At 67.4% G+C, this 19,815-nt stretch carries 18 protein-coding genes; 11 read left to right on the top strand and 7 right to left on the bottom strand.

Annotation, left to right across the window (positions count from 1 at the left end):
* Position 1 precedes the first annotated feature (1 nt).
* Positions 2-1,030: a class I SAM-dependent methyltransferase gene (locus tag RIB45_RS04150; RefSeq protein ID WP_350048960.1), complete on the bottom strand. Its 1,029-nt coding sequence runs from the start codon at positions 1,028-1,030 to the stop codon at positions 2-4.
* Between the two features lie 105 nt (positions 1,031-1,135).
* Here RIB45_RS04150 and RIB45_RS04145 point away from each other — a divergent pair, with 105 nt between their 5' ends.
* The 7 genes from RIB45_RS04145 (at position 1,136) to RIB45_RS04115 (ending at position 9,305) form a co-directional block, all read left to right on the top strand.
* Complete coding sequence (locus RIB45_RS04145; protein WP_350048959.1) at positions 1,136-2,335, top strand: phosphoglycerate kinase; 1,200 nt, start codon at positions 1,136-1,138, stop codon at positions 2,333-2,335.
* A 101-nt stretch (positions 2,336-2,436) separates the two neighbouring features.
* Positions 2,437-2,808 carry a hypothetical protein gene (locus RIB45_RS04140; RefSeq protein WP_350048958.1) on the top strand — a complete coding sequence of 124 codons (372 nt, stop codon included), beginning with the start codon at positions 2,437-2,439 and terminating at the stop codon, positions 2,806-2,808.
* A 337-nt stretch (positions 2,809-3,145) separates the two neighbouring features.
* On the top strand, positions 3,146-6,403 hold the full coding sequence (carB, locus tag RIB45_RS04135; RefSeq protein ID WP_350048957.1) for a carbamoyl-phosphate synthase large subunit: 3,258 nt from the start codon (positions 3,146-3,148) through the stop codon (positions 6,401-6,403).
* Positions 6,404-6,604: 201 nt separating this feature from the next.
* Positions 6,605-7,078, top strand: a complete 474-nt coding sequence (gene greA / locus RIB45_RS04130; protein ID WP_350048956.1) for a transcription elongation factor GreA — start codon at positions 6,605-6,607, stop codon at positions 7,076-7,078.
* 41 nt (positions 7,079-7,119) lie between these two features.
* The gene (locus RIB45_RS04125) at positions 7,120-7,341 is read left to right on the top strand and encodes a hypothetical protein (RefSeq protein WP_350048955.1); all 222 of its coding nucleotides are present in this window, start codon (positions 7,120-7,122) and stop codon (positions 7,339-7,341) included.
* Between the two features lie 136 nt (positions 7,342-7,477).
* Positions 7,478-8,101 (top strand): MEDS domain-containing protein, encoded by a 624-nt coding sequence (locus RIB45_RS04120; RefSeq protein ID WP_350048954.1) that lies wholly within the window; start codon positions 7,478-7,480, stop codon positions 8,099-8,101.
* 31 nt (positions 8,102-8,132) lie between these two features.
* On the top strand, positions 8,133-9,305 hold the full coding sequence (locus RIB45_RS04115; RefSeq protein WP_350048953.1) for a sensor histidine kinase: 1,173 nt from the start codon (positions 8,133-8,135) through the stop codon (positions 9,303-9,305).
* Positions 9,306-9,318: 13 nt separating this feature from the next.
* Here the strand turns inward: RIB45_RS04115 and RIB45_RS04110 are convergent, their stop codons facing one another.
* Positions 9,319-9,825 carry an Lrp/AsnC family transcriptional regulator gene (locus RIB45_RS04110; protein WP_350048952.1) on the bottom strand — a complete coding sequence of 169 codons (507 nt, stop codon included), beginning with the start codon at positions 9,823-9,825 and terminating at the stop codon, positions 9,319-9,321.
* Between the two features lie 232 nt (positions 9,826-10,057).
* On the opposite strand from RIB45_RS04110, the gene RIB45_RS04105 reads away from it, so the two are divergent.
* The 3 genes from RIB45_RS04105 to RIB45_RS04095 are packed head-to-tail and all read left to right on the top strand — an operon-like array spanning position 10,058 to position 13,700.
* Positions 10,058-11,041, top strand: a complete 984-nt coding sequence (locus tag RIB45_RS04105; protein WP_350048951.1) for a mitochondrial fission ELM1 family protein — start codon at positions 10,058-10,060, stop codon at positions 11,039-11,041.
* Positions 11,042-11,086: 45 nt separating this feature from the next.
* Entirely contained in the window at positions 11,087-11,728 is a 642-nt protein-coding gene (locus tag RIB45_RS04100) for a 2OG-Fe(II) oxygenase (protein ID WP_350048950.1), read from the top strand.
* 52 nt (positions 11,729-11,780) lie between these two features.
* Positions 11,781-13,700 (top strand): hypothetical protein, encoded by a 1,920-nt coding sequence (locus RIB45_RS04095; protein WP_350048949.1) that lies wholly within the window; start codon positions 11,781-11,783, stop codon positions 13,698-13,700.
* Between the two features lie 218 nt (positions 13,701-13,918).
* On the opposite strand, the gene RIB45_RS04090 is transcribed toward RIB45_RS04095, so the two are convergent.
* The 5 genes from RIB45_RS04090 to RIB45_RS04070 all read right to left on the bottom strand — a co-directional run bounded on the left by RIB45_RS04090 (position 13,919) and on the right by RIB45_RS04070 (position 18,781).
* A complete protein-coding gene (locus RIB45_RS04090; RefSeq protein ID WP_350048948.1) occupies positions 13,919-14,671 on the bottom strand; it encodes an ABC transporter ATP-binding protein in 753 nt (250 codons plus the stop codon).
* Positions 14,672-14,685: 14 nt separating this feature from the next.
* A complete protein-coding gene (locus tag RIB45_RS04085; RefSeq protein ID WP_350048947.1) occupies positions 14,686-15,438 on the bottom strand; it encodes an ABC transporter ATP-binding protein in 753 nt (250 codons plus the stop codon).
* A complete protein-coding gene (locus RIB45_RS04080; protein WP_350048946.1) occupies positions 15,435-16,445 on the bottom strand; it encodes a branched-chain amino acid ABC transporter permease in 1,011 nt (336 codons plus the stop codon). Before RIB45_RS04080 ends, RIB45_RS04085 begins: the two co-directional genes overlap by 4 nt.
* 25 nt (positions 16,446-16,470) lie before the next feature.
* Positions 16,471-17,382: a branched-chain amino acid ABC transporter permease gene (locus RIB45_RS04075; protein ID WP_350048945.1), complete on the bottom strand. Its 912-nt coding sequence runs from the start codon at positions 17,380-17,382 to the stop codon at positions 16,471-16,473.
* 172 nt (positions 17,383-17,554) lie between these two features.
* A complete protein-coding gene (locus RIB45_RS04070; RefSeq protein WP_350048944.1) occupies positions 17,555-18,781 on the bottom strand; it encodes an ABC transporter substrate-binding protein in 1,227 nt (408 codons plus the stop codon).
* Positions 18,782-19,349: 568 nt separating this feature from the next.
* Between RIB45_RS04070 and RIB45_RS04065 the strand changes: the two genes are divergently transcribed.
* Positions 19,350-19,799 (top strand): acyl-CoA thioesterase, encoded by a 450-nt coding sequence (locus tag RIB45_RS04065; protein ID WP_350048943.1) that lies wholly within the window; start codon positions 19,350-19,352, stop codon positions 19,797-19,799.
* The last annotated feature ends 16 nt before the right edge of the window (positions 19,800-19,815 follow it).

The raw sequence follows: 19,815 nt of genomic DNA, 5'->3' as shown, positions 1-19,815 counted from the left end.
TTCAAGCAGGCTTATCGAACGTCATCACCCGGCTGAAGAAGGCGCGCTCGGTCTCCATCCAACGCAGACCGCAACCCTGGAAGACCGTCTCCAGATCGTCGCGAATGTAGTCGGCGTAGTAGGGTTCGTGGAACGCGACCGGAAACCGGTCGAGCAGCGCGTCGTAGGGCGCATGGTCGCCGATCTGGATCGAATCCACGACCACGAGCCGCCCGCCCGGCGCCAGCGCGCGGGCCATCTCGGCGGCGACCTGGCGGCGCACCTTGCGGGGCAATTCGTGGAACAGATAGACCGAGGTGACGAGGTCGAGACTTGCGTCCGCGACCGGCAGACGCTCCGCCAATCCTTGGGTCAGCGCGACCTCGCGGTGGCGGCGCAGCACCCGGCGCGCGCGCTTGAGGTAGGCGTGGGACAGATCGAGCCCGGCGACCGAGAGGCCCGGATGCGTTCGCTTCAGATCGTAGAGGAAGCGCGCCGTGCCGCAGGCGACGTCGAGATGCCGGCGCCCGGCCGCCCCGTTCGCTTGAATCCAGCGTCCCAGCGGGATCAGCGCCTGCCGACGCATGGCGTCGGCGCCGCCGGTGAACAGCACCTCCACCTGATGGTCGTAGCGCGCCGCCGAAGCCTCGGAGAGCCATCCGTCGCTTTGATAGTGGAAATTCTGCAGATAGTAGCGCGGGTAACGCCCGCGGGTTTCGGCGTCGAACACCTCGCTGTTGACGCCGAGCCGTCGGCGCAGATTGACCGCCGGCAGGTCGCGCAGAAAGTCGAGCGCGCGGGCCGCCGCCCGGCCCGGCGCCATGCTGCGGTCGCTGGGTGCGGGATACCAGCCGGCCTCGACGTTGCGCCAGTCGCGCTCGAACAGCCGGAACAGGTCGGCGCGGATCGACCCCCACCCTGGCAGGCTGCCGGGCTTGACGGGCGGGGCGTTCGCCATCGGCGGGGCCAGCTTGTTGGCCAGGATGTATTGCCCGCCGTAATAGGCGGCGCGGGCCGACTGGCTCAGGCCGTATAGCGTGCGTCTCAGCATGCCCTAGAAAGTGGCGCGGACCGGGCGTCTCGACAAGCGCCCGCGCTTTCGGTAAGCACCGGCGCGACCTTCTGAAGCAGCCGCGACAACGGGAATCCTGGGGCCATGTTCACGACCATCGACGATTTGGACTGTGCGGGAAAAATTGCGCTGGTGCGCGCCGACCTGAACGTGCCGCTGCGCGAGGGCGTCGTCACGGATCTGACCCGGATCGAGCGGCTGAAACCCACGGTCGACGATCTCGCGGCGAAGGGGGCGAAGGTGGTGCTGCTATCCCACTTCGGACGGCCGAAAGGCGTGCGCGCGCCCGATATGTCGCTGGCGCCGGTCGCCACGGCGGTGGAGACGGGCCTCGGCCGGAAGGTCGTGTTCGCCGACGAGTGCGTCGGCGAGACCGCGGCGCGCGCCGTCGCCGACGCGCCGGACGGCGCCGTCGTCCTGCTCGAGAACCTGCGTTTCCATGCGGGCGAAGAGGCGAACGACGAGGCGTTCGCGCGCGCGCTCGCCGACCTCGGCGACGTTTACGTGAACGACGCCTTCTCGGCCGCCCACCGGGCCCACGCCTCGACCGAGGCGATCGCGCGCCTGTTGCCCGCCGCCGCCGGCCGGAACATGCAGGCCGAACTCGAGGCGCTGAGCGCCGCGCTCGAGAAGCCGGAGCGCCCGGTCGCCGCCATCGTCGGCGGGGCCAAGGTCTCGACCAAGCTCTCGGTGCTGGAGCATCTGATCGAGAAGGTCGATCTGCTGATCATCGGCGGCGGTATGGCCAACACCTTCCTCTTCGCGCAGGGCGTCGAGATCGGGGCCAGCCTGTGCGAAAAGGATCTGGCCGACGCCGCACGCACGGTCATGGAGAAGGCGCAGACCCGCGGCTGCGCGATCGCGCTTCCGACGGACGCGGAGGTCTCGGTCGAGCTGGCCCCGAACGTGCCGCATCAGACGGTCGCGATCGACGCGGTGGACGCCGACATGATGATCCTCGATGTCGGGCCGGCCACGACGGACGATCTGGCCGCCCGGCTCGCAGACTGCCGGACGCTGATCTGGAACGGCCCGCTCGGCGCCTTCGAGACGCCGCCGTTCGATCGCGGCACCGTGACGCTGGCGCAGAAGGCGGCGGACTTGACCGACGCCGGACGTCTGGTCTCCGTCGCGGGGGGCGGGGACACGGTCGCCGCCCTGGCGGCGGCCGGCGTGACAGAGCGCTTTACCTACGTCTCCACCGCCGGCGGCGCGTTTCTGGAATGGATGGAGGGCCGCACGCTGCCGGGCGTGTCCGCGCTGTCGCAGCCTCGCGCGGCGTAAATTTTTCCCCGTTAACCGGCCTTAAACCATTCACCCCTTAATACCGCAGGGTGGATCAACTGCGCAGGCCCGGTCTATAAGGATCGGGAACGCCTTCGAGGGTGGGTGAGAGCCCGATGATCATCGACGCCAACACGCCGGCCGCCCTGGCCGCGCAATCGATCGCCTCGCAGCGCGACGGCGCCGCCCAGCGCGCCGACGCGCAGCAGCCGGCCGTCGACCGTGCGGCCGAGAGCGCGCGCGCGCGCGCCGACCGGGCGAACGCGACCGCCGGCGGCCCGACCCAGACGCGCCAATCCGTCTCCGCGCCCGACACCCAGAACCAGCGCCCGGGCGAGGCCCGCGACGCCGGTCAGCGCGACGCGGCGCAAGAACGCGGCGCCGCGCGGCGCGATCAGCCCCTGCAGCTCGCCGACCGCCAAGGCCCCGCCCCGACCGGCGGCCGCGGCCAGATCGTGGATCTTTTCGCTTAAGCCGCGACGGCTTGCGATCGGCGGCATGCCGCCTCCGTTTTCCAGTCTTCGCCACAGCGTCTGATGTGTCGTCTTCAACGAGGGGCCGAAGACGCGCTCGCGTTCCGGCGCGCCGTCCGCACCCGCGCGCCAAAAAAGGCCGCGAACGGATGCTCGGAGCCTCACGCGTCCTTCCCAAGGGGCTGGCGCCGCTGGGGCGCATGATGTAAACCCGCTCCGGTCCGCGCCCGGTCGAGGTTCGATCCGGCCCGCGGCGGGGGCCGGATGCGTTTCGCGCGGCCTCCTGTCGGTCGCGCGCCCTGACGAGCCCAGCAACCGACCGAGGCGACGCGCCCCCATGCCCAAGCGCACCGACATCGACGCCGTGATGATCATCGGGGCCGGCCCGATCGTGATCGGCCAAGCCTGCGAATTCGACTATTCCGGCACCCAGGCCTGCAAGGCGCTGAAGGAGGAGGGCTACCGCGTGGTCCTCGCCAACTCCAATCCGGCGACGATCATGACCGATCCGGAGACGGCCGACGCCACCTTTGTCGAGCCGATACGCCCTGACACCGTCGCGCGCATCCTGGAGCGCGAACGCGCGATGCACCCGGACGAGAAACTGGTGCTGCTGCCGACCATGGGCGGGCAGACGGGCCTGAACACGGCGCTGGACCTCTTCCGCGACGGGACGTTGGAGCGTCTCGGCGTCGAGATGATCGGCGCCGACGCCGACGTGATCGACAAGGCGGAGGATCGTCAGCGCTTCCGCGAGGCGATGGACGCCATCGGGCTGGAGAGCCCGCGCTCGCAGCAGGTCTCTTCGATGGAGCAGGCGATGGCCGCGCTCGACTATGTCGGGCTGCCGGCGATCATCCGCCCGTCCTTCACCCTGGCCGGCACCGGCGGCGGCATCGCCTACAATCGCGAGGAATTCGAGCGCATGGCGAAGAACGGCCTCGCCGTCTCGCCGGTGCACACCGTCCTGGTCGAAGAATCGGTGCTGGGGTGGAAGGAGTACGAGATGGAGGTCGTCCGCGACAAGGACGACAACTGCATCATCGTCTGCTCGATCGAGAACATCGATCCGATGGGCGTGCACACCGGCGATTCGATCACGGTGGCGCCCGCGCTGACGCTGACCGACAAGGAATATCAGTTGATGCGCAACGCCTCGATCGCCTGTCTGCGCGAGATCGGCGTCGACACCGGCGGCTCCAACGTGCAGTTCGCGGTCGATCCGGAGAGCGGCCGGCTGGTGGTGATCGAGATGAACCCTCGGGTCTCGCGCTCCTCCGCGCTGGCCTCGAAGGCGACCGGGTTCCCCATCGCCAAGGTGGCGGCCAAGCTGGCCTGCGGCTATACGCTCGACGAGCTCGACAACGACATCACCAAGGTGACGCCGGCCAGCTTCGAGCCCTCGATCGATTACGTCGTCACCAAGATGCCGCGCTTCACCTTCGAGAAGTTCGCCGGCGCCGATCCCTATCTCACCACGTCGATGAAGTCGGTGGGCGAGGCGATGGCGATCGGCCGGACCTTCGCGGAGAGCCTGCAGAAAGCCTACCGCTCGATGGAGATCGGGCTTTCCGGCCTGGACGAGGTGGAGATGGAGGACGACCCGGACGCGTTGCGCGCTGCGATCGCCAAGCCGACCGCGGATCGGCTGTTGAAGGTCGCCCAGGCGATGCGTTGCGGCATGTCCGTCGCCGAAGTCCATCGAATCACCAAAATCGATCCTTGGTTTCTGGAGCGTATGGGCGAGATTCTGAGCGCCGAGGCGCAAGTGCGCGCCGAAGGGCTGCCGGCGAGCAAGCTCGGAATGCTGCGGCTCAAGAAGCTCGGCTTCTCGGACGAGCGGCTGGCGACGCTTTCGGGCAAGTCGGCGGACGACGTGGCCGCCCATCGCTGGTCCCTGGACGTGCGGCCCGTCTTCAAACGCATCGACACCTGCGCCGGCGAATTCCCCAGCGCCACCCCCTACATGTATTCCTGCTATGAGGGCGACGGAGTCACCGAGCCGGAGTGCGAAGCCGACGTGACCGACCGGCGCAAGGTGGTGATCCTCGGCGGCGGCCCGAACCGCATCGGACAGGGGATCGAGTTCGACTATTGCTGCGTGCACGCGGCCTACGCGCTGTCGGCTGCGGATTTCGAGACCATCATGGTCAACTGCAACCCGGAGACCGTTTCGACCGATTACGACACCTCCGACCGGCTCTATTTCGAACCGCTGACGGCCGAGGACGTGATCGAGCTGGTTCGCAAGGAGCAGGAGCGAGGGCAGGTGCTGGGATGCATCGTGCAGTTCGGCGGCCAGACGCCGCTGAAGCTCGCCGGCGCGCTGGAGGCGGCCGGGATTCCGATCCTGGGCACGCCGCCCGACGCGATCGATCTGGCCGAGGATCGCGAGCGCTTCCAGAAGTTGCTGAACGAACTGAACCTGCGCCAGCCGCCCAACGGCCTCGCCGTCTCCGAGGCTGAAGCCCTCGCGATCGCGGAGAAGATCGGCTATCCGGTCGTGATCCGACCGTCCTACGTGCTGGGCGGGCGCGCCATGGAGATCGTCCACGACGAAGCGGAGCTGAAACGCTACATCCGGTCGGCGGTCCTGGTGTCGGGCAAAAGCCCGGTGCTGATCGACTATTACCTGCGCGATGCGATCGAGGTCGACGTCGACGCGCTCAGCGACGGCGATCAGGTCTTCGTCGCCGGCGTCATGGAGCATATCGAGGAGGCGGGCATCCATTCCGGCGACAGCGCCTGTTCGCTGCCGCCCTATTCGTTGGCGCCCGAGATCGTCGAGGAGATGAAACGCCAGACGGAGGCGCTCGCCAAAGCGCTCGGCGTCGTCGGTCTGATGAACGTGCAGTTCGCGGTCCAAGGCGCCGACGTCTACATCCTCGAGGTCAATCCGCGCGCCAGCCGCACCGTGCCCTTCGTCGCCAAGGCGACCGGCGTGCCGATCGCCAAGATCGCCGCTCGCGTGATGGCCGGCGCGACGCTCTCGGAGTTCGAGTTGGAGAACCGCTCCCTCAAGCCGCACATCGCGGTCAAGGAGGCGGTCTTCCCCTTCAACCGGTTCCCCGGCGTCGACGTGCTGTTGGGTCCGGAGATGAAGTCGACCGGCGAAGTGATGGGACTCGACTCCGACTTCGCGCACGCCTTCGCCAAGGCGCAGCTGGGTTGCGGCGCGGATCTGCCGATTGAGGGCACGGCCTTCGTCTCGGTCAAGGACAGCGACAAGGAGGCCGTACTGGAGCCGGCGCGGCTGCTGTTGGAAAGCGGCCTGAAGTTGATCGCGACCTCGGGCACGCAGCGCTTCCTCGCTGAGCACGGTCTGGAGGTGGAGCGGGTCAACAAGGTGCTAGAAGGCCAGCCGCATATCGTCGACGCCATCATCAACGGCGAGGTGAAGCTGATCTTCAACACCACCGAAGGCCGCAAGGCGATCGAGGACAGCATGAGCCTGCGCCAAGCCGCCCTGTCGCAAAAAGTCCCCTACTACACCACGGTCGCCGGCGTGCGCGCGGCCGCCGTCGCGATCCAGGCCCTGAAGCAAGGGGCGCTTGAAGTCGCCCCGCTTCAATCGTACTTTAAGGTTTCGGCGTAGGCGCTGACCTCCCGCGACCCCCGATCAGGTTCGGTTCAGCGACCCCGCCCCGTCGGCTCTTCCGACGGCGGGGGCGCAAGGCCTCTTGATCGACGAGGGCTCAGGGGCGCGGTCGCGCGCATCGCGCCCCGCGGCGTGCGCCGGACGAGCTTTCGCCGTCCGCCGCGCTGAAGGACGAACACGCTTGTAAGGTTCGGTTCGATGGAAAAGGTGCCGATGACCCTGCAGGGCTATGAGGCCATGCAGGAAGAGCTCAAGACCCTCAAGACGCAGGAGCGCCCGGCGATCATCCAGGCGATCGCGGAAGCGCGCGAGCACGGCGATCTCTCCGAGAACGCCGAATACCACGCCGCGCGCGAGCGGCAGTCCTTCGTCGAAGGCCGCATCGCGCAGCTTGAGGACAGCATCAGCCGCGCCGACGTAATCGACGCCAGCAAGCTCGACGGCGATCAGGTGAAGTTCGGCGCGACCGTCACGGTCGCCGATTGCGACACGGACGAGGAGTCGGTCTACCGGCTCGTCGGCGAACTGGAAGCCGACATCAAAGAGGGCAAGCTGTCCATCGCCTCGCCGATGGCGCGCGCCTTGATCGGCAAGACCGTCGGCGACGTCTTCGAGCTGGTCACCCCCGGCGGGGCCAAGGATTACGAAGTCGTCGACGTAAAGTTCAAGTGAGGCGGCTTGCCCCCCGGGCGCGCCCGCGCTAGGTCGCTCGCATGGACATCTTCAACGCCTTCGCCGACTGGCTGAACGCTCTCACCGGCTTCAATTTCTCCATCCACGGCTGGATATCGGTTCTGCTGATCCTGCTCGGCGTCTTCGGCCTCTATCTCGGTCTGTTGGCGCTTATCCGGCGCTCGCACCGCTCCGGCCACGATCAGGCGGTGGACGACTATCGCGATCCGCGCCGCGGACCGCCCGACGACGGTCGGCTCTGAGCCGGACCGCTCGCCCGCGCGCCCGCTTTCGAACGCGCCGCCCCCTCTCCGACTTTCTTTACATCTTCTTAATGCACCGTATGGTCTAATACCTTTGGAGGGCGCCAGCGACGCGCGCCGACAAGGAGGGTCGACCATGGCCGACTACAGCTTAGACGCTCCGGCGCCGGGCCTTCACATGTGCTATCTGTACGGCGACGACGACGAACGGATCCGCACGATCGCCCGATGGCTTGAAGGCGGCGTCGAGGCGGGCGGCCTGATCGAATATTTCGGGGCCGAGACGGACGAGGGCGCGTTGATCGATCAACTGGACCGGCTCTCCCCGCGCCATCCTTCGGATCGGCCGCGCGCCATAACCTGGCGGGCGGCGCAGAACGTCTACACGCCGGACGGGCCGTTCCGCCGCGCGCCGATGATAAATCGGCTGCGCGAGGGATACGACCGGTTGCACGCGGCCGGACCGCCGGACGCGCCGATCATGGTGACGGGGGAGATGGAGTGGGCCCTGACCCCCGGCGCCTGCGACATGGACGAACTGATCCGCTACGAATTCGAGGTCACCGAGGCGCTCGTCGACAAGCCGCTGACCGCGATTTGCCAATACGACGCCGGGCGCTTCGACCCCCAGACGCTGTATCGCGTGCTGAAGGTCCATCCCTACATGGTGATGAACGGCCAGATCCTCCCCAGCCCCTATTTCGACCCGACCGACCCGCACCTCGCAGACCCGCCGAGCGTCTGCGGCCTCCACGCCTGAGCGCTGTGAGGATCCTCCCGGACGAGCCTTCATGACATCCGCCATCGATCACGCCGGCAATCTCTTCGTCGCCCTGAACGCCGCCCGCAGCTTCCCCGACGTCGGTCCGGCGTCGCGGTTCCTGGCGCTTGCGCTGGAGGATCTGCCCGGCGTGTCGGCCGCGGCCGTGGTGATCGGAGGGGACGGAAAGGCCGCCGCCGAGTGCGAGGGCGGCCGTTCCTTGTCGATTCCAATGCACTCGCACGCGGGCGGGCACGGCTTCTGTCGGCTTGACCTGACCGATCCGGGCGCCTTTCAGCCGTATCGCGATCTTGTCCGCAACGCCGTGGCGCTCTTCGCCCTGGATCTTGACTACCGGGCGGCGCTGGAGGGCGAAGCGCACGCGCGCGCCTATCTCGAAGACGCCGTCAAACGACGTACGACCGAGCTCGAAGAGACCAACGAGCGTTTGGTCGTCGCGTTGGATCGCGAACACCGGGCTAGCCGCAACAAGACCGACTTCCTGGCCAATCTGAGCCATGAGCTGCGCACGCCGCTGAACGCCATTCTCGGCTTTACCGAAACCATGCGCGACGGCCTGTTCGGACCGCTCGGCAACCCGCGCTACGAGGAGTATTCGGGCATCGTCCACCACAGCGCGCATCACCTGATGGCGATCCTGAACGATGTACTGGACCTCTCCAAGATCGAGGCCGGCTCCTTCGACATCCAGACGGTCGACGTCGCCGTGGGCCGGTTGGTCGCGGACACCTGCGCGCTGCAGCGCGGCCAGGGGCGCGCCGCGCATGTCGGCGTCGCGATCGCGCCGATCGACCCGGACCTCATCGTGCGCGGGGACGACCGGTTGCTGCGCCAGGCGCTGGCGAACCTGTTGTCCAATGCGATCAAATACAGCGGCGACGGAGAGTGCGTCGACGTCTCAGCCGCGCGCACGGAGCGCGGCGAGCTGGAGTTGAGCGTGCGAGATCGCGGACCGGGTATCCTGCCGAGCGATCTCGACCGCGTAATGAGGCCGTTCGAGCAATCCTCCGCGCCGATCCGCGCCCAGGCGGCCGGAACCGGCCTCGGCCTGCCGCTCGCACGCTCGATCGCGCGGCTTCATGGCGGTGAGTTGGAGATCCTCCCGCGCGACGGCGGCGGGCTGAGCGCGATTCTGCGATTGCCGGCGGTTCGCGTGCTGCACGGCGGCGCGGCGATAGCCTGACGGCCCCCGTCGCCTACGCCTCGCCGTCGAGATCCTCTTCCGGCCGTTCCGGATCGATCGGCACGCCGACATCGCGCTTGGAGGTGCGGATGCCGATTGCGGAGCGCACGTGGCTCACATGCTTCGCCGCGGTCAACTCATTGGTCAGAAATCGATTGTAGCTGTCGAGATCGCGCGCGACGACCTTCAGCAGGAAGTCCGTTTCGCCCTGCAGCATGTGGCACTCGCGCACCAAGGGCCAGCGGCGCACCTGCTCCTCGAACTGAACCAGATCGCTTTCGGCCTGGCTGTCCAGCCCGACGAAGGCGAAGACGGTGACGCCGTACCCTAACTGCTCCTCGTCCAGATCGGCGTGATAGCCGCGGATGAAACCCGCTTCTTCCAGCGCGCGCACCCGTCGCAAGCAGGGCGGCGCGGAAATTCCGGCGTTCTTGGCCAACTCGACATTGGTTATACGGCCGTTGGCCTGCAGGTCCCGGAGAATCTTGCGATCGATCTTGTCGAGCTTGGTGCGGCGCATGCGTTTGCGGGCTCTTTTCTGGCGCTGGAGAGGTGGTAAGGGAATAGCGCGAACGGCGGGGGCGGCGCAACATTATTAGCAAGAGACCGCGCTCAAAATCCGCGTCATCCGCGCTTGCCCGCAGGCGGTCAGGGCGGCATAGTCCGGCGCGATTCGCCGACTAGGCCGGCCCGCACGCCCCCGAGCCGGCGCACCCTCTTTCACCTATCTACGGGACGGAACCGCCAACGCGATGCAGGCTGCCGACACTCTCTGCTGGGTGCTCACCGACGGGAAGGCCGGGATGGAGGCGCAGGCCATCGGCCTGGCCGAAGCCGTCGGCCTGCCGCACGAGACGAAGCGTCTGCGCGGCGGCCTGCCATGGCGCTTTCTGCCGGCCGCGCTGTGGCCGCCGGGCGTCATGGGTCTCAGTCCGCGCAGCGACCAACTGGCGGCGCCGTGGCCGCGCCTCGTCATCTCGTGCGGTCGCCACGCGGTCGGACCGGCGCTCGAAGTGAAGCGGCGCTCCGGCGGGGCGACGCTTGCGGTTCACATCCAGCACCCGCACGTCCCGCTGTCGCGGTTCGATCTGGTGGTCGCGCCGGCGCACGATCGGATCGACGGCCCGAACGTCGAGGTGACGGCCGGCTCCGTCCATCGGGTCACTCGTGAGCGCCTCGACCGGGCGGCCGCGGCCCTGGCCGACAAGGAACGGCAATGGCCGAAGCCCCGGATCGCCGTGCTGATCGGCGGCTCCAACGGCGCCTATCGCCTGGACGAAGTGGAGACGGCGCGGCTCGCCGCACAATTGAAGGAGGTCGCGCACAAGACGCGCGGCTCGCTGCTGGTCAGCCCCTCGCGGCGCACGGGGTCGGAGAACGTCCGCATTCTGAAGCGCGCGCTTTCCGGGACGCCGGGACAGGTCTGGGACCTGCAGGGGCCGAACCCGTATTTCGCCTGGCTGGGCGCAGCGGATGCGATTCTGGCGACGGGCGATTCGGTGAATATGGTCTCGGAGGCCGCATCGACGGGAAAACCGGTCTATCTGCTGCGGCTTCCCGCCGTGGGTCGGGTGGAGAAGTTCCGGCGCTTTCACCAATCGATGTTCGACGCCGACGCGGTGCGACCTTTTGAAGGCAAGATCGATTTCACCTGGGCGCCGTCGCCGCTCGACGACACGCGTCGGGCGGCGGAGCGCGTCCGGGCGCTGCTCGACGCAAGCCCCTCTTCCGCCTGACGCGCGGGTTTGCGCAGCGGCGATTCGTCCGGTAAACCGGAGATTATGAGCACGCTCGCCGACGCCTCTCCGATCGACCTCGACCGGCTGCGCGCGACCCCGGTCGCCGACGCGCCGTTTGCGCATCTGATCGTTCCGGGCTTCCTTAGGGCGGACGTCCGAGATGCGGTCGAGGCGGATTATCCCAAGATCGACAAGCCCGGCTCCATTCCGCTGTTCTCGGTGACCAGCGGCCCGGCTTTCCAACGCATGATCGACGCCCTGCGCGGTCCCGAGATGACGGCGGCCATGTCGGAGAAGTTCGACCTCGATCTCGCCGGACGCCCGACGATGGTGACGGTGCGCGCGCGCTGCCGCGCCAAGGACGGCCAGATCCACACCGACAGCAAGGGGAAGCTGGTCACCGTTCTGCTGTACATGAACGGCGGCTGGGAGGCCGAGGGCGGGCGCCTCAGGCTTTTGAACGGCCCGGACAGTCTCGACGATTTCGCCGCCGAAGTGCCGCCGGACGCCGGCACTCTGTTGGCCTTCAAGTGTACGCCGGACGCCTGGCACGGCCACAAGCCCTACGAGGGGCCGCGCCGCGCGATCCAACTCAACTGGGTGGTGGACGAGAGCTACGTTCGGCGCGAGCAGCGCCGCCACGGCCTCTCCGCCTTTCTGAAGAAGCTGCCCTTCGCCTCCTGACGCTCGGGGCGGCCGACCTTCTTACCGCGACCTATCTCAAGGACAGGCCGACATGGCGCTCACCATCGAAACCTTCTCCAACAAGATCGGCGGCTTCTCCACCTTCAAGGCGTTGGGCCACCCGCTGGCGGCGGAGCCGGCGAAGCAGCTGCGCGCCAAGCTGGAGGCCGCCGGTCCCGTCGCGCTTTACGATCCGACCGGCATGGCCGAGGCGGTGAACGCGATTCACGATCTCTCCGGCCTCGACCTGTGCGGCCTCTTCGTGCAGGACGTGGAGACGATCGGCGACACGCGCATCGGCCTGCAGGCGCAGCCGGTCACCGATCTGGCGTCCTCCGGGGCCAAGGCCGTTCTGATCACCGCCTTCGAGGCCGAGCGCTTGGCCGATCAGATTCGTCACCTTCTGCCCGAAGGCGCGGACTTGATGACGCTCGACGCCCTGCGCATTCCCGAGGATATGCAGACCAACCCGCGGCGCTATCTCGACAATCTCAACTGGGCCACCAATTTCGCCTTCTTTCGCGACGACGAGGGACGGCACACGCGTCTGGTCACCGCCAACTACTGGGGCGGCTACGGCGCGGAGAAGGTCGAGATCTGGGCTTGTCTGTTCGACGCGGACGGCCGGCGGCTCGCGCACTGGCGCGAAACGCTGGGGCCGGCCAACGCGGGCGTCGTTTTCGACAGCCGGGACGTGCGCGCGCGCTTCGACCTCGGCCCCTTCGCGGGTCAGCTGTTCCTGCACGTCATCGGGGCGAAGGGGCACGACATCGTCAAATACGCCCTCGACACCTACGGCGACGACAACGCCGCGCTCTCCTGCACGCACGACGCCAACGCCTGGCCGGCCGATCTCTACGCCGGTCTACCCGCCCCGGACCAGGGCGAGCGGGTGACGCTGTGGGTCCAGAACAGCCACCCCGCCCCGATCCCGAAAGGCGCGATCGGCCTGCGGCGGATGGGCCGGGATCAGACCGTCTGGTTGGACCGCGAGGTGCCGCCCTTCGGCTCTTATCCGCTGGACGTGGCCGACCTGCTCCCGGGCCTCGCCTGGCCGGAGCAGATCGAGATCGAGGCCGGCAAGCACATGGTCCGCCCGCGCTACGAGATCGTGAAGGGCAACGGGCGCGAGCGCATCAGTCATCCGAACGTCGAGCGCGTCGATCTGGTCGACGATCCGAAGATCCGAACGCTGGAGGATCTGATGGGCAAGGGCTACATCCTGCCCGCCCCGATCCTTCCGCCGGCGGACTACGACAGCGTCGCGCTGCCGACCCCGATGTCGACCGCGCAGACCGACCTGCCGACGCAGGCGGTGCTGTACGACGCCGGCGGGCGGGAGATCGCGCGTCACAGCTTCGGGCGCCTGCCGCGCGACCACGCGCAGACGCTCGACCTTCGCGCGCTGGCGCTGGAGGCCGGCCTCGGCGCCGGCGAGTACGGCCACGCCGAGCTGATCTACGACTTCCGCGACGGCGGGGTCGCGGACGGCTGGCTGCACGGGCTGTTCCGCTACACCGACCGGCGCTCAGGCCATGCGGCGGAGACCAGCTTCGGCGCGCACATGTTCAACCATGTCCTGACCTACAAGGGCGAGCCGCAGAGCTACGCCGGCAAGCCGCCGGGCCTGTCGACGCGCCTCTTCCTGCGCATCGGACCTGACGGTTACGACGCCTTCTGCCATTTGATCTATCCGGTCTCGACCGAGTGGAAGGCGACCAGCCGCACCGAGCTGACGCTGACCGACGGCCAAGGCCAGGCGGTGGCGAGCGAGACGGTCGAGATTCCCGCCGGCGGCAGCTTCCGCTTCACCCAGCGCGGCCTGTTCTCCGCCGAGGCCTGCGCGCAGGCCGGCGCGGACGGCTACGTCCTGATCCGCGACACGACCTGCCGCCTCTTCGGCTATCACGGCCTGATGGCGGGCGAACGCGGCGCGGACAGCTTCTCGCTCGACCATATGTTCGGGTTCTGAGAGGAGCGGCCCTTCGCGAGGGTCTTGCGCGCCCCCGCAAAAGCGGGGCCTCAGGCGGCCCGCCCACGCGGCGGAGGAGCTTGAGAAAGGTCCCCGCCTGCGCTGGGACACACCCTCAAGGCCAGGCCGCCAGCGGAGCCCCCTAGAACCCCGTCGCCCAGGCCTTGTCCCGGGGGAACGCCGAGGGGCGCCGTCGTCGCCTGTCGCTTGTCGGCGCGTCACACCCCCAGATGGCGATGCAGGAAGTCCGGATCCGCCATCAGCTGCTCGCCGTCGCCGTTGAAGACCAGTTCGCCTTTCACCAGCACCAGGTGACGGTCGCAGATCTCGACCAGCCGCTTCACGTTCTTGTCGACCACGAGACAGGCGATGCCCGTCCCTTTGATCTCGCCCAGCACCCGCCAGATCTCTTCGCGGATCAGCGGGGCCAGTCCCTCCGTCGCTTCGTCCAGCAACAGCAGATCCGGATTGGTCATCAGCGCCCGCCCGATGGTGAGCATCTGCTGTTCGCCGCCGGACAGATTGTTGCCCCAGTTGTCGATGCGCTCGGCGAGCCGCGGAAAAAGCTCGAGCACCCGCTCTAGCGTCCAGTCCACGCGGCCGTCGCGCCCGGGCCGCGCGGCGACGATCAGATTTTCGCGCACCGTCAGATTGGGAAAAATTCCGCGCCCTTCCGGCACGAAGGCCAGCCCGCTGGTGGCGCTCTTGTAAGAGGGACGGCCCGTCGCCGGCTCGCCAAACTGCATCACCATCCCGCGTTTGGGCGCGACCAGCCCCATGGCCGTGCGCAGCGTCGTCGACTTGCCCATGCCGTTGCGGCCCATCAGGCTCACGCACTCGCCCCGCCCAACCGTGAAGCTGAGGCCGCGCAAGATGTGGCTCGCCCCGTAATAGGTGTGCACGTCCTGGAAGCTAAGCGCCGCCTCGGCTGCGCGCGCCTCAACCTTCTCGGCGATTCCGGTCTCCGCCATCTCGTTCCCGTCCTTCAGATCATCTCGTCGCCGAGATAGGCCTCGCGCACCGTCTCGCTGGAGCGGATTTTCTCCGGCGGCCCGGTCTCCAGCACCGCGCCGTTGACCATCACCGTCAACTGATCCGCGACCGCGAAGACCGCGTCCATGTCGTGCTCGATCAACACCACGCAATGGGTCGCCTTCAAGGTGTGGATCAGCTGCACGATGTTCTCGGTCTCCTCCGGCCCCATGCCGGCGAGCGGCTCGTCGAGCAACAGCACCTCCGGCTCGGTCGCCAGCAGCATGGCGACCTCGAGTTGGCGTTGCTCGCCGTGGCTGACATTCGCGGCGACCGTGCGCGCGCGATGCGTCAGGCCGGCCAGCTCAATGGCCCGGTCGGCGCGTGCGGCCACATCCTTTCGCGCGGAGGCCGCTCGAAAGAACCGCATCGAGGAGCGCATGCGCGACTGCGCGGCCAGCCAGACGTTCCGGTAGCAGGTGAATTCCGGAAAGATGTTGGTGCGCTGATAGCTGCGCCCCACCCCGAGCTGGCTGATCCGGTGCGGCGGCATGGAGGTGATGTCCTGGCCGCGATAGATCACCTGGCCCGAGGTCGGCGTCAGATCGCCGGAGAGCAGATTGATCAAAGTCGTCTTGCCGGCGCCGTTGGGTCCGATCACCACGTCGACCCGGCCGGTCGCGAAATCCAGCGTGACGTCGCGCACCGCCTGCAGACCGCCGAAGCTCTTTGAGACGGCTTTCGTGCTGAGAACGGGGCCGCTCACGGCTTCTCTCCCTCTTCGGTCTCAAGCGGATCGGGTTCCGCCCGTCCGGCGCCGGCCAGCGTCCCCACGAGGCCGTTTTTCAGGCCCAAGACGACGGCGATGACGAAGGCGCCGATGATGATCTGGAAGTGGTCGGCCATGAAGCCGACCAGTTCGCGTTCTTTCGCCAGCTCCTCCACGCCCAGGAAGGCGACGGCGCCCACGATCGGACCGATCAGCGTGCCCATGCCGCCCAGGATCACCATGACGAGGCCGATCCCGCTTTCATGCCAGCCGAGCAGCTCGGGCGAGACGTAGCCGTCGATGCAGGCGTAGATGAAGCCCGCGAGACCCGCGACCGTGGCCGAGATGATGAAGCTGACCAGCTTGTAGCGATAGGTGTCGTAGCCGAGCGCGCGCATCCGGTGCTCGTTCACCTTGATGCCCTGGATGACCTGACCGAAGGGGGAGCGCAACAGCATGAGCAGCAGCCCGTAGACCGTCAGCATCGCGCCGACGGCGAACCACAGCAGGGCCTCTCGGCTGCCGAAGCTGAAGAGCTGGACCTCGCCGATCGCCAGCACCGGCTTCACCCAGATATAGGCGCCGTCGCTGCCGCCGGCGATCTGGCTGTCGTGGAAGAAGTAGAACAGCATCTGCGCGAAGGCGAGCGTCACCATGATGAAGTAGATGCCGCTGGTCCGCACCACCAAGGCGCCGATCAACCCGCCCACCAGAGCGGTGACGCCGAGCACGACCGGCAGCGCGAACAGAAGGTTCGCGGCCTCGTACTCCGGCGAATAGATCTGAAGGCTGTAGGCCGCCAACCCGAAGAACGCGGCGTGACCGAAACTGACCAGCCCTGTGTAGCCGAGCAGCAGATCAAGGCTCATCGCAAAGATCGCGAAGACGATCATGCGCGTCGCGACCTTGATCGCGTAGGTCTCGCCGAAGAGCGGCGTCAACGCCAACCCGAGCACGATCGCGGCCAGCACCAAAAGCGCGGACAGACGGGGAATCGTCACCATCTCGTTTCTCTCCTCGCCCGACCGGTCAGTGCGCGCGGCCGTAGAGGCCGGCCGGCCGCCACAGCAGAATCGCCGCCATCAACGCGTAGACGGTGACGGAGGTGAGATTGTCGACGCTGAGCCCGCTCATCAGCTCGACATCGTCGAAGCTGCGCAGGATCGTGGCGCCGAGGCTGTCCATCAGGCCGATCAGCAGCGCGCCGACGAAGGCGCCCTTGATCGAGCCGATGCCGCCGATGACCACGACGACGAAGCTGATGATCAGAACCTGCTCGCCGATGCCGGGATAGATCGAGCGCTCCGGCGCGGCCAGCAGTCCGGCCAGCGCCGCCATCGTGACGCCGATCGAAAAAACCGTGGCGAACAGCACCTTGGTGTTGATCCCGAGCGCCTGGATCATCTCCGGATTGGAGGAGCCCGCGCGGATGCGCATGCCGAGGCGCGTCTTCTGCACCACCCAATACATCACGCCCGCCAGCGCCAGACAGACCAGCGCCAGGAACAGATTATAGGCGGGATAGGCCTGCACCTCGGTCAAGGGGATCGAGCCCTGGAGGAACTCCGGCTTGGGAATGCTGTGAGGATCGTCGCCCCAGATGATCGACTGCATCTCGTTGAAGATCAGGATCAACCCGAAGGTCAGCAGCACCTGCTGCAGATGGTCCCGATGGTAGAGATGGACGATGAAGAGCCGCTCCACCAACAGTCCCAGCAACGCGGCCAAAGGCGCGCCGAGGAGCACCGCCCAGAAGATGCTGCCGGTCCAGCTGGTGAGCGACCAGGCGAGATAGGCTCCGATCATGTAGAAGGAGCCGTGCGCCAGATTGATGACGCCCATGATGCCGAAGACGATCGTCAGCCCGCTGGCGATCAGGAACAGCAGCAGGCCGTACTGGACGCCGTTCAGCGTCTGAATAAGCAGAAGTGTGAGATCCATCCCCGCCGCACGTCTTTCTTTTGGAAAACCACCGCCGGACGCTCTGTCGCTGTCGGCGCCTTTGAAAAACCCGGTCGACAGGGCCCCTCCAGGCCGCCGACCGGGTTTTCGAAAGGCGCGGACGGGGGCCGTCGACTCAGGGGTCGACGGCCCCGCCGCGATAGTTGGGGCCTCAGCCCATGCTGCACCCCTGGGACGGCGCGGACAGCGCCTCGACCGCGATCCGCTCGACCGCGTTGACGCCGTTCGTCACCTTGCGCAGGTAGAAATTCTGCACCGGGTTGTGGGCGGCCGACAGCTTCAACGGCCCGCGCGGGCTGTCGATCACGGCGTTCTCCATCGCCGCGACCATCTCGCCGCGCGCGCCCATGTCGCCGTCCACGGCCTCCAGGCCGATGCGGATCAGTTCCGCCGCGTCATAGCCCTGCACGGCGTAGACGTCCGCTTCCTTGCCCCACATTTCCCGATAGTTCCGGCGGAACACCTGGTTGACCGGATTGTCGAGCGTGTCGGCGTAATGCAGCGTGGTGCGGATGCCCTCCGCGGCCTCGCCCTGCGCCTCGGTCACGCCTTCGGTCAGGAAGCCTGCGCCGGTCAGCTCGATGCCCGAATCCTTCAGGCCGGCCGCCGCCCAGTCCTTGACGAACTTAACCGCGCCGCCGCCGGCGAAGAAGGTGTAGACCGCGTCGGGCTTGAGCGCCGCGATCTCGGAGAGGACCGACTGGAACTCGACGTCCGGGAAGGGCACGCCGATTTCCTTGACGATCTCGCCGTCGCCCCCCGTCTCCTTGAGGCCGTCCGCGTAGCCGTCCTTGAAGCCCTGGGCGGACTGCTGGCCGGCGCCGTAGTTCCAGTAGCAGGTGACGACCCGCTTCTTGCCTTCCTCGGCCAGCACGCGGCCCATGGGATAGCCCGGCTGCCAGTTCGAGAAGGAGGAGCGGAAGATGTTCGGCGCGCACAGCGGGCCGGTGATCTGATCGGCGCCGGCGTTGGGGATCACCGTCATCACGCCCTCTTCGCGGGCGATCTTGGCCATCGCCATGGCGACGCCGGAATGCACGGGCCCGACCAGGAAATCGACCTTCTCACTGTTGACCAGCTTGGAGGTGTTCTCCGTCGCCTTCGGCGGCGCGGCTTCGGAATCGAGGCGGATCAGCTCGATCTCGCGGCCGCCCAGCATGTCCTTGCCTTGGGCGAAGCGCATCACCATCGCGTTGGTGATCGCCTCCCCGAGGCGGGCGTAGGTGCCGCTATAGGGCAGCAGCGTGCCGATGCGGACCTTCGCCTGCTGGCCGATGGCGAACTTGGTCGGCGTGAAGCCGGCGACCGCGCCGACGCCAGCCGCCGCGCCCATCAGGCCGAGGGCCCGCCGGCGCGTGAAATCAGTTTTTTTGCTCACTTTGCGTTTCTCCCAGACGTTGCGACCTCAGATCTCGCGACCCCGGTCGGGCAGCGATTGCACTTGATGTTCGACCGCCCGGCGATCGCCGCCACGCCCCAAGCCGGAGCGGACGACGCTCGTCGGGCGTTCGGAATGGGACGGGAGCCGCTCGCCGCTCGCCGCGCGAAGATGCCCCGACGCGCCCCGGAACGTTCCGGCTCGCCTCGGCGGCGGTCGCGTCGATCGGCGCTTCGCTCCCTGTCTCACCCCGCCCTTACTCGACGTCGTGCGGCTCTTGCCCGGCCGCTTCGCGTCTGAAGCCTAACCGCTTCCGCCGCCGCCGGGAACCCGGCCGACGCGGCGTCGGACGGACGAAGCATCGCCGTCGCGCCGATATTTTAAGCTTAAAATATTTCCCGGCGCAACGGGCGTTCTTCACCCGTCAAGTAAATGCAGTATATTGCATGCGGTCGCCCGCCTCAACGCTGTTTCGCGCGCCGACGTCCCTTGGCCTGATCCGGACAATGCATTATGCTGCATTTCCTTAGGGGCAATCAGGCTTCAGACGACGAGAGGCGATAGAGCGATGGCCGAGCCGAAAAGCGACAATTGGATCGAAACCTTCCGCGGCGCGGTGTTGGCGGCGGAATACGATCCGGAATCCACCATGAATTCGCGCCTCTATATCGAGCGGTTCGATCAGGCCACGTGGTTCCTGATGCATGCGATCGGCGTCACCCCGCGCGGCGTGAAGGCGGACGGCCGTCGCGTGGCGGTGGTTCGCCAGAGCTTCCAGTATGTCCGGGAGTTGAAAGGCGGGGAGCTCGTGACGATCCAGTCGGGCTTCATCGCCGTCGGCAAGAAACACTTCCGCTTCATTCACCGCATGCTTGATGTCGAGACGGGCGCGCTGATCGCAAGCGCCGACATGACCGCCGTTCAGGCGAGCCTAGAGACCGGCAAGACCGTGCCCTTGCCGGCGCCCCAGGTCGAGAAGGCCGAGGCGCTGACGATCACCGAGGCGGAGATCGAGTGAGGGGCGGGCCTAGGTC

The sequence above is a fragment of the Marivibrio sp. genome (assembly GCF_040218065.1).
Classification (GTDB): domain Bacteria; phylum Pseudomonadota; class Alphaproteobacteria; order UBA8366; family Aestuariispiraceae; genus Marivibrio.
The sequence above is the reverse complement of the archived record's forward strand: the minus strand, read 5'-3'. Positions and strand labels throughout refer to the sequence as shown.

Bases quoted from the DNA above. Each gene is read 5' to 3' on its own strand.
- RIB45_RS04150 (WP_350048960.1), bottom strand. From the start codon at position 1,030: ATGCTGAGACGCACGCTATACGGCCTGAGCCAGTCGGCCCGCGCCGCC.
- RIB45_RS04145 (WP_350048959.1), top strand. From the start codon at position 1,136: ATGTTCACGACCATCGACGATTTGGACTGTGCGGGAAAAATTGCGCTG.
- carB (WP_350048957.1), top strand. From the start codon at position 3,146: ATGCCCAAGCGCACCGACATCGACGCCGTGATGATCATCGGGGCCGGC.
- greA (WP_350048956.1), top strand. From the start codon at position 6,605: ATGGAAAAGGTGCCGATGACCCTGCAGGGCTATGAGGCCATGCAGGAA.
- RIB45_RS04125 (WP_350048955.1), top strand. From the start codon at position 7,120: ATGGACATCTTCAACGCCTTCGCCGACTGGCTGAACGCTCTCACCGGC.
- RIB45_RS04120 (WP_350048954.1), top strand. From the start codon at position 7,478: ATGGCCGACTACAGCTTAGACGCTCCGGCGCCGGGCCTTCACATGTGC.
- RIB45_RS04115 (WP_350048953.1), top strand. From the start codon at position 8,133: ATGACATCCGCCATCGATCACGCCGGCAATCTCTTCGTCGCCCTGAAC.
- RIB45_RS04110 (WP_350048952.1), bottom strand. From the start codon at position 9,825: ATGCGCCGCACCAAGCTCGACAAGATCGATCGCAAGATTCTCCGGGAC.
- RIB45_RS04105 (WP_350048951.1), top strand. From the start codon at position 10,058: ATGCAGGCTGCCGACACTCTCTGCTGGGTGCTCACCGACGGGAAGGCC.
- RIB45_RS04100 (WP_350048950.1), top strand. From the start codon at position 11,087: ATGAGCACGCTCGCCGACGCCTCTCCGATCGACCTCGACCGGCTGCGC.
- RIB45_RS04095 (WP_350048949.1), top strand. From the start codon at position 11,781: ATGGCGCTCACCATCGAAACCTTCTCCAACAAGATCGGCGGCTTCTCC.
- RIB45_RS04090 (WP_350048948.1), bottom strand. From the start codon at position 14,671: ATGGCGGAGACCGGAATCGCCGAGAAGGTTGAGGCGCGCGCAGCCGAG.
- RIB45_RS04080 (WP_350048946.1), bottom strand. From the start codon at position 16,445: ATGGTGACGATTCCCCGTCTGTCCGCGCTTTTGGTGCTGGCCGCGATC.
- RIB45_RS04075 (WP_350048945.1), bottom strand. From the start codon at position 17,382: ATGGATCTCACACTTCTGCTTATTCAGACGCTGAACGGCGTCCAGTAC.
- RIB45_RS04065 (WP_350048943.1), top strand. From the start codon at position 19,350: ATGGCCGAGCCGAAAAGCGACAATTGGATCGAAACCTTCCGCGGCGCG.